The following is a 14,125-nucleotide window of genomic DNA, read 5'->3' as shown; positions in this document are numbered from 1 at the left end:
CTGGCGTGGCCGGCCCGATCCCGGCTTGCCGGATGCAGGACCTGCGGCTGTCGACAGGCCCTACACTCTACACCAACGTTCACCCTCATCGAGGAAGCTTGCGCACCATGTTGAGATGGCTACGGGGCCAGGGGGCCAGCGCCGCCGAAGTGGCCGAGATGCAGTCCCGCATATCGCCCGATCTGTGGCGGCGCGTCCTGTCCGCCCATCCGTTCCTGGCTCCGCTTGCCGAAGCCGAGCGCACCGCCCTCCTGGCGCGCTGCGCATGGCTGCTGGCCAGCAAGAACCTCAATGGCGCCCGGGGCCTGGCGCTGGACGACTTCATGCGCCTGTCGATCGCGGCGCAGGCCGCACTGCCCATCCTCCACCTGGATCCGAAGCTGTACGAGGGCTGGGACGAGATCATCGTCTACCCCGAGGGCTTTGCCGCGCGGCGCACCCGCATGGACGAGATCGGGGTGGTGCACGAATACGTCGAGGAAGCCGCCGGCGAGGCGTGGGACGGCGGACCGGTGATCCTGTCCTGGGCCGAGGAGCCCTCCGAAGGCGGCGCCTTCAACGTGGTGATCCATGAATTCGCCCACAAACTGGATCTCCAGGCGGGCGTGGCAGACGGCATGCCGCCCCTGTCGGCGCATCCGGAGCTGCAGCCCCACCGCTGGCGCCAGGTGCTGGCAGACAGCCTGGATCGCTATACCGCCGCACTGCAGGCCGTGGAGGACGCCATCCCGCCCGATGTCGATCCGGAAAGCCCGGAAGCGGACCCATGGTATGCCCAGCTGCCGCTGGATCCCTACGCCGCCACCGACGAGGCCGAGTTCTTCGCCGTCAGTTCCGAGCAGTTCTTCGTCGACCCGACGCCGCTGGCGCAGGCCCTGCCGCAGTGGTATGCGCTGTTGCGGACCTACTATCGCCAGGACACGCTGGCGCGACTGGGATGAAACAGCTCCTGATCGTCTGGCACAGCCGCACCGGCGCCGCCCGGGCCATGGCCCGGGCGCTGGCGCGCGGCGCCCGCCTGGCGGCGCGCGAGCTGGAGGCCGACGCCGGGCTGACGCTGGTATCGCGGCCGGCCCTGCGGGCCGGCGCCGCCGACGTGCTGGCCGCCGATGGCTACCTGTTCTGCGCGCCCGAGAACCTGGGCAGCCTCAGCGGCGAAATGAAGGCGTTCTTCGACCGCACCTATTACCCCGCGCTGGAACGCATCGCCGGCCGCCCCTATGCGACGGCCGTCAGCGCGGGCACCGATGGCGCGGGCGCGGCCCGCCAGGTCGAGCGCATCTGCACCGGCTGGCGCCTGCGGCCTGCCGCGCCGCCGCTCATCGTGCGCAGCGGCGCGCAGACGCCCGAGCAGATCCTGGCTCCCAAGCGCGTGGCGGCCGAAGCGCTGGCGCGCTGCGAGGAGCTGGGCGGCCTGCTGGCGGCCACGCTGCTGGCCGGCGTCTAGGCATCGCGGACGGGCCTCCACCATGGCATTTTCCTTACTGCTTGTTTTTCGACGACAGGGGTTTCCAGCATGACTACAGAAAAAGTGGCCATCGTCATCGCAGGCGGCAGCGGCATGGGCGCTGCCGCCGCCCGGCGGCTCGCCGCAGACGGATTCCGGCTCGCCATCCTCTCCTCTTCTGGCAAGGGCGAGGCATTGGCCGCGCAGCTGGGCGGGATCGGCGTTACCGGATCGAACCAGTCCAACGAGGATCTCGGCCGGCTCGTCGACCTCGTCCTCGCCCGCTGGGGCCGCATCGACGTGCTCGTGAACAGCGCCGGCCACGGCCCACGCGCGCCCATCCTCGAAATCTCCGACGACGACTGGCACCGCGGCCTGGACACCTACCTGCTGAACGTCGTCAGGCCCACCCGCCTGGTGGTTCCCGCCATGCAGCGGCAACAGGCGGGCACGATCATCAACATCTCGTCCGCCTGGGCGTTCGAGCCCAGCGACATGTTCCCCACCTCGGCGGTATTCCGGGCCGGCCTCGCGTCGTTCACCAAGCTGTTCGCCGACACCTACGCCCGCGACAACATCCGCATGAACAACGTCCTGCCCGGCTGGATCGACAGCCTGCCCGCCCGGGAAGAACGCCGCGAGAGCGTGCCGCTGAAGCGCTACGGAACCAGCGAGGAGATCGCCGCCACCATCGCCTTCCTGGCCTCGGAGGGAGCCGCCTACATCACCGGGCAGAACATCCGGGTCGATGGAGGCCTCACCCGGTCGGTCTAGGGGCGTGCCTGCACGGCACGCCAGCCCGGAAGCAAAAAAACCCGCGCGACCACACGGGTCGTCGCGGGCTCTGGCCGCGCAATGCGGGCGCCGGCGCTCAGCTCAGCGCAGCGGTGACGACGATCTCGACCTTGTAGTCGGGATTGGCAAGGCGTGCCTCCACCGTGGCGCGCGGCGGGGCGTTGCCGTCGGCCACCCATGCGTCCCAGGCCTTGTTCATGCCATCGAACTCCTTCATGTTGGCCACGAAGATCTGGGCCATGAGGATCTTCGACTTGTCGGTGCCGGCCTCGGCCAGCAGGCGGTCGATGGTGGCCAGCACCTGCGCGGTCTGGCCCGTGATGTCGAGCGTGGGGTCATCGGGCACCTGGCCGGCCAGGTAGGCCACGCCGTTGTACACCGCCATGTCGGACAGGCGCTTTTCCACGTTGAAGCGCTTGATGCTGCTCATGAAGTTCCCCTACTAAGGATGGGTTGGTGGGATGACAGGGTGCCGCCTCAGGCGGGCGGCAGCTCGAAGACCTGGCGCAGATAGGCCAGGTAGGCCGGATCGTCGCACATGGTCTTTTCGGGCGAATCGGACACCTTGGCCACGGGCTGCCCGTTGCAGCGGACCATCTTCATGACGATCTGCAGCGGCTCGTGGCCGAGGTCATTGGTGAGATTGGTGCCGATGCCGAACGAGACCTTGCAGCGGCCGGCGAAGCGGCGCGCCAGCTCGATGGCCTTCGGGAAAGTCAGCGAATCGGAGAACACCAGCGTCTTGGCGCGCGGGTCGGTGCGGTTCTTGCGATAGTGCTCCAGCATGCGCTCGCCCCAGACGAAGGGGTCGCCCGAATCGTGGCGCGCCCCGTCGAACAGCTTGCAGAAGTACATGTCGAAGTCGCGCAGGAAGGCATCCATGCCGTAGACGTCGGACAATGCGATGCCGAGATCGCCGCGGTATTCCTTGGCCCACACCTCGAGCGCGTACACCTGCGAATCGCGCAGGCGCGGCCCCAGGGCCTGGCAGGCCTGCAGGTATTCGTGCGCCATGGTGCCCAGCGGCAGCACGCCGTGGCGCATCGCCAGCAGCACGTTGCTGGTGCCGGCGAAATGCACGCCCATCTGGGCCTTCATGGTGGCGACGACCTCGTCGTGCCAGACCTTGGAAAACCGGCGGCGCGTGCCGTATTCGGCCACCCGGAAATCCGCCAGCGCCGGGTCGTCGAGCACCAGGTGCATCTTCGACTGCAGGCGCTTGCGGCCCTCTTCCCAGTCGGGGTTCTTGCGGGTATTGCGGAAATAGACCTCGTTGACGATGGCCAGCACCGGGATCTCGAAGAGGATGGTGTGCAGCCACGGCCCCTTGACCGTGATCGAGATCTCGCCGGGCTGCTCGCCCTCGCCGATGTCGATGCAGCGCTCGGGCAGGTGGAACAGGCCGAGGAAGTCGACGAAGTCGCTCTTGATGAAGCGCAGTCCGCGCAGGTAATCGAGTTCTTCGTCGGTGAAGCGCAACTGGCACAGCGCGCGCACTTCCTCGCGTATCTCGTCGAGGTAGGGGCGCAGGTTCACGCCCGGCGTACGGCACTTGTAGCGGTATTCGACCTGGGCAGCCGGGAAGTGATGCAGCACCACCTGCATCATGGTGAACTTGTACAGGTCGGTGTCGAGCAGCGAAGTGATGATCATGATCGCGCGGTTCGTTTCGGCAAACCATAGCACAGGCCGCAGCCGCGGAGGACCGGAGCCCGCCGCCGCCACCCCGCAGCGCCCGGGGTTATCCTCGTCCCGGCGGGCCGCATTGGGTAAAATCATGCAATTGGCCTGTAGCCCAAGCCTGTAGCCCAACCCAGGCCCGCATATCCGTACCCGGAGTTCCGTATGACCCACGTCGTCACCGAAAACTGTATCAAATGCAAGTACACCGATTGCGTGGACGTCTGCCCCGTGGATTGTTTCCGTGAGGGCCCGAATTTCCTGGTCATCGATCCCGACGAGTGCATCGACTGCGCGGTCTGCATCCCGGAATGCCCGGCCAACGCCATCTACGCCGAGGAAGACGTGCCCCAGGACCAGCTGCAGTTCATCGCCCTCAACGCCGAGCTCTCCGCCGAATTCCCCAGCATAAGCCGCGCCAAGAAGCCGCTGCCCGACGCCGACGAGTGGAACGGCGTGGCCGACAAGCTCCAGCACCTCGAGAAATGATCCTTCCGGCCGGCCCCGGCCGCACGGGCCCGGCGGCGCCCTGCCGATGACCGATACGTCCAAATACACGCGCGAGACCATAACCGACGTCAGGACCTGGGTCCCGGGGAAGCTGTTCTCGGTGCGCGTCACGCGCGATCCGGCCTTCGTGTTCCAGCCGGGGCAGTTCGCCCGGGTGGGGCTGCCGCAGGCCGACGCGCCCGATGCGCCACCCACGCTGTGGCGCGCCTATTCCATGGTGTCGGCGCCGCAGGAACCGGAGCTGGAGTTCTATTCCATCGTGGTCCCCGAGGGCCTGTTCAGCCCGCGCATGGCGCAGCTGGCCCCGGGCGACGCCCTGTACGTGCAGAAGACGCCATTCGGCTTTCTCACCCTGGACCGCTTCCCTGCCGATGGCGACCTCTGGCTGCTGGCCACCGGCACCGGCCTGTCTGCCTACCTTTCCATCCTGCGCGATCCGGCCGCGTGGCGCACGTTCGACCGCATCGTCCTGGTGCACGGCGTACGTACCGCGGCCGAGCTGGCCTACCGCGACGAGATACTCGGCTGGCAGCGCCGGCCCGAGCTGGCGCCCTATTTCGAGCAGGATCCGCGCAAGCTGACCTACCTGCCCATCGCCACCCGCGAAGCGCTGCCGGGCATGCCCCAGGCCCGCATCACGGCGCTCATCGCCGATGGCGGCCTGGAGCGCCTGGCCGGCCTGCCGCTCGATCCCGAGCGCGCGCGCGTCATGCTCTGCGGCAACCCCGAGATGCTGTCGGAGGCCCGCAAGCTACTGGGCGAGCGCGGCTTCGCCCCCGGAAGGCGGGGCATACCCGGCAACCTCGCGGTCGAGAACTACTGGTAGCAGGCCAGGCCGGTGCAGGGACGCAGCGGCTCTCAGTTGGTTTTTCACAACGGAATCGCCCCACTCGCCGGCGCGCCCTAGACAAATCCGCAATATTCTTAGCACCCCACACCATAAGCGCTGCGCCGCAAAGAGAACCCCAGATGCTGTATCACCTGCATGAATGGCAGCGGTCGATCCTGCGCCCGCTGGCCGCGTTCACCGAAGCCGGATCCGAGTGGTTTTCCCATCCCTGCAGTCCGCTGGCGTATACGCCGATGTCGCGGCAGATGGCGGCCGGGCTGGCCCTGGCGCACCGGCTGGGCAAGGACTATCAGAAGCCGGCATGGCAGCTCGACAGCACCGAGATCGGCGGCAAGGCAGTGCCGGTCAGGGAAGAATGCGAACTGGCCCGGCCTTTCTGCCGGCTGCTGCACTTCCGGCGGGAGTTGCCGGCCGCCTCGCCGGCGCGCCGCGATCCGCGGGTGCTGGTCGTGGCGCCGCTGTCCGGCCACCATGCCACCCTGCTGCGCGATACGGTGCGAGCCCTGCTGCCGGCCCACGACGTCTACGTCACCGACTGGGTCGACGCGCGGATGGTGCCGGTGAGTGCAGGCCCTTTCCACCTCGACGACTACGTGCGGTACGTGCAGGATTTCATCCGCCACCTGGGCCCGGACCTGCACGTGATCTCCGTATGCCAGCCCACCGTACCGGTGCTGGCCGCGATCGCCCTGATGGCCGACGCCGACGACCCGGCGCAACCGCGCAGCATGGTGATGATGGGCGGCCCCATCGACCCGCGCCAGTCTCCCACGCAGGTGAACGGCCTGGCCACCACCAAGCCCTACGCGTGGTTCGAGAGCCAGCTGATCCATACCGTTCCCGCCCCGCACCGCGGCGCCGGCCGGCGGGTGTACCCCGGTTTCCTGCAGCATGCCGGCTTCATCGCCATGAACCCCGACCGGCACCTGAAGTCGCACTACGAGTTCTACCTGGACCTGCTGCGCGGCGACCAGGACGACGCCGAGGCGCACCGCCGCTTCTACGATGAATACAACGCGGTGCTCGACATGCCGGCCGAGTTCTACCTCGACACCATCCGCATCGTGTTCCAGGAATTCCGCCTGCCCAACGGCACCTGGGAAATCGGCGGCGTGCCGGTGCGCCCGGCCGCCATACGCCGGACCGCGCTGCTGACCATCGAAGGCGAGCTCGACGACATCTCGGGGCAGGGCCAGACCCGCGCCGCGATTGATCTGTGCTCCGGGCTGCCGCCCTCGCGCAAGCAGCACTACACCGCGCAGGGCTGCGGGCACTACGGCATTTTCTCCGGCCGGCGCTGGCGCCAGACGATCTGCCCTAAAATCGCCGAGTTCATCCGCCAGGCCTAGCACCGCAGGCCCGGCCCACACGCCACAAGGCGCGGCGCACCCAGGCGCCGCCATCCCGCTTTGCTCATGCCGTCCTGTCCCTCCCTCGTCGACCGCATCGACGCGCTGCTGCCGCAGACGCAGTGCACCAAGTGCGGCTACGACGGCTGCCGGCCCTATGCCCAGGCCATCGCCGCAGGCGAGGCACGCATCAACCGCTGCCCGCCCGGCGGCGAGGCGGGCGTGACCCAGCTGGCGCAGCTGCTCGGCACGCCCGTCCTGCCGCTCGACCGCGAGCGCGGCGAACCCGGTCCGCTCACGGTGGCCGTGATCGACGAGGCGCACTGCATCGGCTGCACCCTGTGCATCCGCGCCTGTCCGGTCGACGCCATCGTCGGCGCCAACAAGCGCATGCATACCGTGCTGCCCGACCTGTGCACGGGCTGCGACCTGTGCGTGCCCCCCTGCCCCGTCGACTGCATCACGATGGTGGCGGCCGGCCGCTCCTGGACGGCCGACGATGCCCGCGCCGCCCGGTCACGGCATCAGGCACGCCAGGCGCGCCTGGCGCGCGAACCGCGGCAGCAGGCCCGCCTGATGGCCGAACCCGACGATGCCGGCGCGCAGGCCCCTGCCGCGCCGGTCCCGCCTTCCGACACCGACGACGCGGACCGCAAGCGCAGCGCCATCGAGGCCGCGCTGGCCCGGGCCCGCGCGCGCCGCGCCCAACGCCCATGAACGCCGCCAAACGCCGCGAGATCTTCGCCCGCCTGCAGGCCGCCAACCCGGCCCCGACCACCGAGCTCGAATACGAAACGCCCTTCCAGCTGCTGATCGCCGTGCTGCTGTCGGCCCAGGCCACCGACAAATCGGTGAACCTGGCCACGCGCAGGTTCTTTCCGCAATATGGGACGCCGGAAGCCCTGCTGGCCCTGGGCGAGGAAGGCCTGGCCGACTACATCAAGACCATCGGCCTCTACCGCACCAAGGCCAGGAACGCCATCGCCACGTGCCGCCTGCTGCTGGAGCGCCATGGCGGCGAGGTGCCGCGCGACCGCGAGGCGCTGGAAGCGCTGCCCGGCGTAGGCCGCAAGACCGCCAACGTGGTGCTCAACACGGCATTCGGCGAGCCCACCATCGCGGTGGACACCCACATCTTCCGCGTGGCCAACCGCACGGGCATCGCGCCGGGCAAGAACGTGGTCGAAGTCGAGCGCAAGCTGGAGAAATCCGTGCCCCGCGAATATGTGCAGGACGCGCACCACTGGCTCATCCTCCACGGCCGCTACATCTGCGTGGCGCGCAAGCCCAAGTGCCCGCAATGCGGCATCGCAGACCTGTGCGAATACAAGGCCAAGACGCCGGCCTGACAGCCCCGCAGCCCGCCGCGGGGCCGCCATCCGTGCTGGCCGCTGTCTTCCCGTGTCCGCACGGCTGACACGTCCGGTCACGGTTTCGTTGCCGGCGAATTGTCGGCGTGCCGACAATGCAGGCCGGCAGTCGCCGCCTCCTATGAAAAACCCTCATGGCATTTTGGGGAGGGGCTGCGCATACTCGCCGCAACTACATAACAACGACGCTGGTGCGGCGACATGGACGAGACAATCCTCGAGACGAAGCGTCTCACGAAGGAATTCCGCGGGTTCGTTGCGGTCAATGGGGTCGACTTGCGCGTCAGGCGCGGCCAGATCCACGCCCTGATCGGCCCCAACGGGGCCGGCAAGACAACCTGCTTCAACCTCCTCACCAAGTTCCTGGCCCCCACGTCGGGCAGCATCTGGTTCAACGGCGTCGACATCACGCGCGAACGGCCGGTGCAGGTGGCACGGCGCGGCATCATCCGCTCGTTCCAGATCTCTGCGGTGTTCCCGCACCTCACGGTGCTGGAGAACGTGCGCATCGGGCTGCAGCGCAAGACGGGCCTGTCGTTCCACTTCTGGAAGAGCGAACGCCCGCTGCAGGCGCTGAACCGCCCCGCCATGGACCTGCTCGAGCAGGTCGACCTGGCTCCCTACGCCGACGAGGTCACCGTCAACCTGCCGTACGGACGCAAGCGCGCCCTGGAGATCGCCACCACGCTGGCCATGGAACCCGAGCTGATGCTGCTGGACGAGCCCACCCAGGGCATGGGCCACGAAGACGTGGCCCGCGTCACCCAGCTGATCAAGCGCGTGAGCGCCGGCCGCACCATACTCATGGTCGAACACAACATGAACGTGGTCTCGTCCATCGCCGACACCATCACCGTGCTGGCCCGTGGCGCCGTGCTCGCCGAAGGTCCCTACGCGGAGGTGTCCCGCCATCCCGCGGTGATGCAGGCCTACATGGGCACCACCGAAGGCGAACTGCAAGGAGCACACGCATGAGCAGCCAGAGCCGCCTCCAGTGCGGACTCCCCTCCGGGGAGCCTGCGCGCAGCGCCAACGGGGAGGTATCGCCATGACCGCGCCAGCGCTTGAAATATCGGGCCTGCAGGCCTGGTACGGCGAATCCCACATCCTGCACGGCGTGGACCTCCACGTGGCGCCCGGCGAAGTCGTCACGCTGCTGGGCCGCAACGGCGCCGGGCGCACCACCACGCTGCGGGCCATCCTGGGGCTCACGGGCGCCCGCACCGGCTCGGTCCGCATACACGGCACCGAGGCCATCGACCTCCCCACCTACCGCATCGCCCACCTGGGCGTGGGCTATTGCCCGGAGGAACGCGGCATCTTCGCCAGCCTGTCCTGCGAAGAGAACCTGCTGCTGCCGCCGCCGGTAGGCGCGCTGGGCGGCGGCATGTCGCTGGCCGAGATCTACGAGATGTTTCCCAATCTCCACGAACGGCGCGGCTCGCCGGGCACCCGGCTGTCGGGAGGCGAGCAGCAGATGCTGGCGGTGGCCCGCATCCTGCGCACCGGCGCCAACCTGCTGCTGCTCGACGAGATCTCCGAAGGCCTGGCGCCCGTGATCGTGCAGGCGCTGGCGCGCATGATCACCGCCCTCAAGGGCCGGGGCTACACCATCGTCATGGTCGAGCAGAACTTCCGCTTCGCCGCGCCGCTTGCCGACCGCTTCTACGTCATGGAGCACGGCCAGATCGTCGAACACTTCGATGCGGCCGAACTCCAGCACAAGCAGGACACGCTGCACGAACTGCTGGGCGTCTGACCCGGACCCCAGAGAACCTCATCCGCGCCGGCGCGCCGGCACCACAAACAAGGGAAGAGAGGAGCCATCCCATGAAGTTGCACACCATCACTGCTGCACTGGCCGTCGCCGGCCTGGGTTTCGCCGGGCTACCCGCCCAGGCCCAAGGCATCTCCGACGATGTCATCCGCGTCGGTTTCATCACCGACATGTCGGGCGTCTATTCCGACATCGACGGCCCTGCCGGCGTGGAGGCCATCCGCATGGCCATCGCCGATGCAGGCGGCGAGATCAACGGCAAGAAGATCGAGCTGCTGACCGCCGACCACCAGAACAAGGCGGACATCGCCTCGGCGCGCGCCCGCGAGTGGTTCGACCAGCAGAAGCTGGACGTCCTCATCGGCGGCACCAACTCCGCCACCAGCCTGGCGATGGCCGCCGTCGCCGCAGAGAAGAAGCGCCCGTTCATCGCCATCGGCGCAGGCGCCTCCGACCTCACCAACGCCCAGTGCACGCCCTACACCGTGCACTACGCCTACGACACCGTGGCGCTGGCCCGCGGCACCGGTTCGGCCGTGGTGAAGGACGGCGGCAAGAGCTGGTTCTTCCTCACGGCCGACTACGCCTTCGGCCATGCGCTGGAGCGCGACACCGCCAACGTGGTCAAGGCCTCGGGCGGCGAAGTCAAGGGCCAGGTCCGCGCACCGCTGGCAGCATCCGACTTCTCGTCGTTCCTGCTGCAGGCCCAGGCCTCGGGCGCCCAGATCCTCGGCCTGGCCAACGCCGGCGGCGACACCATCAACGCCATCAAGGCGGCCAACGAGTTCGGCATCACCGGCACCATGAAGATGGCCGGCCTGCTGATCTTCATCAACGACATCCACTCGCTGGGCCTGGATGCCACCAAGGGCCTGTACCTCACCGACAGCTGGTACTGGGACCAGAGCGACGAAGCACGCGCCTGGAGCCAGAAGTTCGAGGCCAAGGTGAAGCGCAAGCCGTCCTCGCTGCAGGCCGCCGACTACTCGTCCGTGTCGTTCTACCTGCAGGGCGTGAAGCTGTCCGGCACCGACGACGCCGACACCATCATGAAGTGGATGAAGTCGAACAAGGTGAACGACTTCTACGCCAAGGGCGGCTACGTGCGGCAGGACGGCCGCATGGTCCATGACATGTACCTGATGCAGGTCAAGACGCCGCAGGAGTCCAAGGGCGCCTGGGACTACTACAAGGTGGTTGCCACGCTGCCGGGCGACGAGGTCTACACCAAGCCGTCCGAGTCCACCTGCAAGCTGGTGCAGAAGTAGGCTTCCCGGCAACCGGCGTGGCGCGCCGGCGCGCCACGCCGGTTCGTCCTGTCCGCAAGCTGGAAACCCGCGAAATGATTCAGATCTTCGGCATTCCTCTGCAGGCGCTGCTCGGGCAGCTCCTGCTGGGGCTGGTCAACGGCTCGTTCTACGCCATGCTGTCGCTCGGCCTGGCGGTGATATTCGGGCTGCTCAACGTGATCAATTTCGCCCACGGCGCGCTGTACATGCTGGGGGCCTTCGTGGCATGGATGGGGCTGAGCTACCTGGGCCTGAACTACTGGGTCATGCTGGTGCTCGCTCCGATCGTGGTCGGCCTGTTCGGCATCCTGATCGAACGCCTGCTGCTGCGCCACCTGTACAAGCTCGACCACCTCTACGGGCTGCTGCTCACCTTCGGCCTCACGCTGCTGATCGAAGGCCTGTTCCGCAGCTTCTACGGCGTTTCCGGCCAGCCCTACCCCACGCCGGACGCGCTGCGCGGCGCAACCAACCTGGGCTTCATGGTCCTGCCCAACTACCGCGCCTGGGTGGTGGTGGCCTCCATCTCCGTGTGCCTGGCGACCTGGTTCGTGATCGAGCGCACCCGGCTGGGCGCGCTGCTGCGGGCGGCCACCGAGAATCCCCGCCTGGTGGAGGCCTTCGGCGTCAACGTGCCGCGCATGGTAATGCTGACCTACGGCTTCGGCGTCGCCCTGGCGGGCTTCGCCGGCGTGCTGGCCGCCCCGGTGCTGCAGATCTCGCCGCTGATGGGCTCGAACCTCATCATCGTGGTGTTCGCAGTGGTCGTGATCGGCGGCATGGGCTCCATCATGGGCGCCATCGTCACGGGGCTGGGCCTGGGCATCATCGAGGGCCTGACCAAGGTCTTCTGGCCGGAGGCTTCCAATACCGTCGTGTTCATCATCATGGCCATCGTGCTGCTGCTGCGCCCCGCCGGGCTGTTCGGAAGAGAGAAATGAACCGTCAATTGCTCGCCTACGTGCTCGCCGCCGCCGTCGTGGCCGTCCTGCCCTACCTCGGCGTCTATCCGATCTTCGTCATGAAGATCCTGTGCTACGCGCTGTTCGCCTGCGCCTTCAACCTGCTGCTGGGCTACACCGGCCTGCTTTCGTTCGGGCATGCCGCGTTCCTGGGCAGCGCTGCGTACGCCGCGGGGCACGCCCTCAAGGCCTGGGGCTGGCCCACCGAGCTGGGCATACTCTTCGGCGTGGGCGTGGCTGCGTTGCTGGGCCTGGTGATGGGCGGGCTGGCCATCCGCCGCAGCGGCATCTATTTCGCCATGATCACCCTGGCCCTGGCGCAGATGGTCTTCTTCTTCTTCCTGCAGGCACCCTTCACCGGCGGCGAGGACGGCCTGCAGAGCGTGCCGCGCGGCACGCTCTTCGGCGTGCTGGACCTGCGCGACGACCTGAACCTGTACTACCTGGTGATGGCGATATTCGCCATCGGCTACTTCATCATCTGGCGCACGGTGCATTCGCCGTTCGGGCAGGTGTTGAAGGCGTTGCGCGAGAACGAGCCGCGCGCCCTGTCGCTGGGCTACGACGTCGACCGCTTCAAGCTGCTCGCCTTCGTGCTGTCGGCGGCATTGGCCGGGCTGGCCGGCGCCACCAAGACGCTGGTGTTCGTGTCGGCCACGCTGTCGGACGCCACCTGGCAGATGTCCGGGCTGGTGATCCTCATGACGCTGATCGGTGGGCTGGGCACGCTCACCGGCCCGGTGCTGGGGGCCTTCATCGTGGTGCTGCTCGAGAACAAGGTGGGCGATTTCGGGCACGCGCTCGCCACGCTCACCGGCATGGAGTGGTTCATGCGGCTGGGCGAGTCGGTCACCATCGTCATCGGCCTGATCTTCGTGGTCTGCGTGATGGCCTTCCGGCGAGGCATCGTGGGCGAGCTCGGTGCGCTGCTGCAGCGCCGCCGCGCTGCCGGGTAGCCCGGGCGGCGCGTCGCGCACGAAGGGTGGCGGCGTGACCGCCCGGGCAGGGATTCGTACAATGGACGCATCCGCCCCCACGGTGCCAGCAGGAGATCCGCCATGCGCACGACGCGACACCCCCTGACGTTCCTGGCGATGTTGGCCGCAGCCGCCGTCCTGTCCTGGGCGGCGCCGGCCCAGGCCGCAGCGCAATGCGAAGTCGACCGCCCCGTGCGTTTCAGCGGCATCAACTGGGAATCCAATCTGGTGCTGGCCGGCATCGAGCGCTTCATCCTGGAACACGGCTACGGTTGCAAGACATCCGTCGAGGCGGGCGAAACCCTCGCCATGCTGGCCGCCCTGCAGCGCGGCGACGTCGACGTCACGCCGGAAGTCTGGCCGGGCCAGATCGAAAACGCATGGAACAAGGCGCTGGCGTCCGGCAAGGTGCTGGGCGTGGGGCATGTGTACGATGCCGGCGAAGGCTGGTACATCCCGCGCTACACCGCCGAGCGGCATCCCGACCTGCGGCGGGCCGCGGACCTGGCACGCTACAGGCAGGTCTTCGCCGACCCGGAAGATCCGGGCAAGGGGCGGATCTACGGATGCCCGGCGGGCTGGGCCTGCGGAACCCTCAATGACAACCTGGTGCGCGCGCTCGGCCTCCAGGACGACTACACCCTGTTCGCGCCCGGCTCGGGCGCCGCCCAGAAGGCGGCGATCATGTCAGCCTACAAGCGCAAGCGCGACATCGTCTTCTACTACTGGACGCCCACGGCGCTGGTCGGGGCGCTGGACCTGGTCGAGCTCGAATTCCCGCCTTTCGACCAGCAGGCCTACACCTGCATCACGGATCCCAAGTGCCCGAACCCGGTTGCCACGGCGTTCAAGCCCAATCCGGTGGTCACGGGCCTGAACGCGGAGTTCGCCCGCCAGGCGCCTGCCCTCCAGGCCTTCTTCGGCGCGCTGTCGATCCCGCGGGATGCCATCGACGGCACCCTGGGCTGGCTGGAGAACGAGGGCGCCGAGCCCGAGGATGCAGCCCGCCATTTCCTGCGCACGTACGGCGGGGTCTGGCGCAAATGGGTGCCGGGAGACGTCGCCGAACGTGTGCAGGCGGCCTTGTAGGAGTATCCTCTGCGGGACGCCGGCCGCGGC

The 14,125-nt window shown here is 68.1% G+C and carries 16 protein-coding genes; 14 read left to right on the top strand and 2 right to left on the bottom strand.

Annotation, left to right across the window (positions count from 1 at the left end; translation table 11 throughout):
- Positions 1-107: 107 nt before the first annotated feature.
- The 3 genes from ACYBYQ_RS05750 to ACYBYQ_RS05740 all read left to right on the top strand — a co-directional run bounded on the left by ACYBYQ_RS05750 (position 108) and on the right by ACYBYQ_RS05740 (position 2,221).
- Positions 108-941 (top strand): M90 family metallopeptidase, encoded by an 834-nt coding sequence (locus tag ACYBYQ_RS05750; protein ID WP_459617650.1) that lies wholly within the window; start codon positions 108-110, stop codon positions 939-941.
- Positions 938-1,447: a flavodoxin family protein gene (locus ACYBYQ_RS05745; RefSeq protein WP_459617648.1), complete on the top strand. Its 510-nt coding sequence runs from the start codon at positions 938-940 to the stop codon at positions 1,445-1,447. The genes ACYBYQ_RS05750 and ACYBYQ_RS05745 overlap by 4 nt, the downstream gene beginning before the upstream one ends.
- A gap of 69 nt (positions 1,448-1,516) precedes the next feature.
- Complete coding sequence (locus ACYBYQ_RS05740; protein WP_459617646.1) at positions 1,517-2,221, top strand: SDR family oxidoreductase; 705 nt, start codon at positions 1,517-1,519, stop codon at positions 2,219-2,221.
- 97 nt (positions 2,222-2,318) lie between these two features.
- On the opposite strand, the gene ACYBYQ_RS05735 is transcribed toward ACYBYQ_RS05740, so the two are convergent.
- Together ACYBYQ_RS05735 and pncB are read right to left on the bottom strand one after the other, a co-directional pair.
- The gene (locus tag ACYBYQ_RS05735) at positions 2,319-2,672 is read right to left on the bottom strand and encodes a RidA family protein (RefSeq protein ID WP_459617644.1); all 354 of its coding nucleotides are present in this window, start codon (positions 2,670-2,672) and stop codon (positions 2,319-2,321) included.
- 47 nt (positions 2,673-2,719) lie between these two features.
- Positions 2,720-3,895: a nicotinate phosphoribosyltransferase gene (gene pncB, locus ACYBYQ_RS05730; RefSeq protein WP_459617642.1), complete on the bottom strand. Its 1,176-nt coding sequence runs from the start codon at positions 3,893-3,895 to the stop codon at positions 2,720-2,722.
- Positions 3,896-4,087: 192 nt separating this feature from the next.
- Here pncB and fdxA point away from each other — a divergent pair, with 192 nt between their 5' ends.
- The 11 genes from fdxA (at position 4,088) to ACYBYQ_RS05675 (ending at position 14,095) form a co-directional block, all read left to right on the top strand.
- Positions 4,088-4,411 carry a ferredoxin FdxA gene (fdxA, locus tag ACYBYQ_RS05725; protein ID WP_459617640.1) on the top strand — a complete coding sequence of 108 codons (324 nt, stop codon included), beginning with the start codon at positions 4,088-4,090 and terminating at the stop codon, positions 4,409-4,411.
- A 46-nt stretch (positions 4,412-4,457) separates the two neighbouring features.
- Positions 4,458-5,258: a ferredoxin--NADP reductase gene (locus tag ACYBYQ_RS05720; protein WP_459617638.1), complete on the top strand. Its 801-nt coding sequence runs from the start codon at positions 4,458-4,460 to the stop codon at positions 5,256-5,258.
- 143 nt (positions 5,259-5,401) lie between these two features.
- Complete coding sequence (locus tag ACYBYQ_RS05715; protein ID WP_459617636.1) at positions 5,402-6,631, top strand: polyhydroxyalkanoate depolymerase; 1,230 nt, start codon at positions 5,402-5,404, stop codon at positions 6,629-6,631.
- 66 nt (positions 6,632-6,697) lie between these two features.
- Complete coding sequence (gene rsxB, locus ACYBYQ_RS05710; protein WP_459617634.1) at positions 6,698-7,348, top strand: electron transport complex subunit RsxB; 651 nt, start codon at positions 6,698-6,700, stop codon at positions 7,346-7,348.
- A complete protein-coding gene (nth, locus tag ACYBYQ_RS05705) occupies positions 7,345-7,980 on the top strand; it encodes an endonuclease III (protein WP_459617632.1) in 636 nt (211 codons plus the stop codon). The genes rsxB and nth overlap by 4 nt, the downstream gene beginning before the upstream one ends.
- A gap of 222 nt (positions 7,981-8,202) precedes the next feature.
- A complete protein-coding gene (locus ACYBYQ_RS05700; RefSeq protein WP_459617630.1) occupies positions 8,203-8,976 on the top strand; it encodes an ABC transporter ATP-binding protein in 774 nt (257 codons plus the stop codon).
- 73 nt (positions 8,977-9,049) lie between these two features.
- Positions 9,050-9,760, top strand: coding sequence for an ABC transporter ATP-binding protein (locus ACYBYQ_RS05695; RefSeq protein ID WP_459617628.1), 711 nt, complete (start codon positions 9,050-9,052; stop codon positions 9,758-9,760).
- A gap of 71 nt (positions 9,761-9,831) precedes the next feature.
- A complete protein-coding gene (locus ACYBYQ_RS05690) occupies positions 9,832-11,046 on the top strand; it encodes an ABC transporter substrate-binding protein (RefSeq protein ID WP_459617626.1) in 1,215 nt (404 codons plus the stop codon).
- A 74-nt stretch (positions 11,047-11,120) separates the two neighbouring features.
- Positions 11,121-12,008 (top strand): branched-chain amino acid ABC transporter permease, encoded by an 888-nt coding sequence (locus ACYBYQ_RS05685; protein ID WP_459617624.1) that lies wholly within the window; start codon positions 11,121-11,123, stop codon positions 12,006-12,008.
- Positions 12,005-12,985: a branched-chain amino acid ABC transporter permease gene (locus ACYBYQ_RS05680; RefSeq protein ID WP_459617622.1), complete on the top strand. Its 981-nt coding sequence runs from the start codon at positions 12,005-12,007 to the stop codon at positions 12,983-12,985. Before ACYBYQ_RS05685 ends, ACYBYQ_RS05680 begins: the two co-directional genes overlap by 4 nt.
- 102 nt (positions 12,986-13,087) lie before the next feature.
- Complete coding sequence (locus ACYBYQ_RS05675; RefSeq protein WP_459617620.1) at positions 13,088-14,095, top strand: ABC transporter substrate-binding protein; 1,008 nt, start codon at positions 13,088-13,090, stop codon at positions 14,093-14,095.
- Positions 14,096-14,125 lie beyond the last annotated feature (30 nt).

The organism is Bordetella sp. 2513F2 (assembly GCF_054642735.1).
Note: the sequence above shows the minus strand (reverse complement) of the source record. Positions and strands in the feature narration are given on the sequence as shown.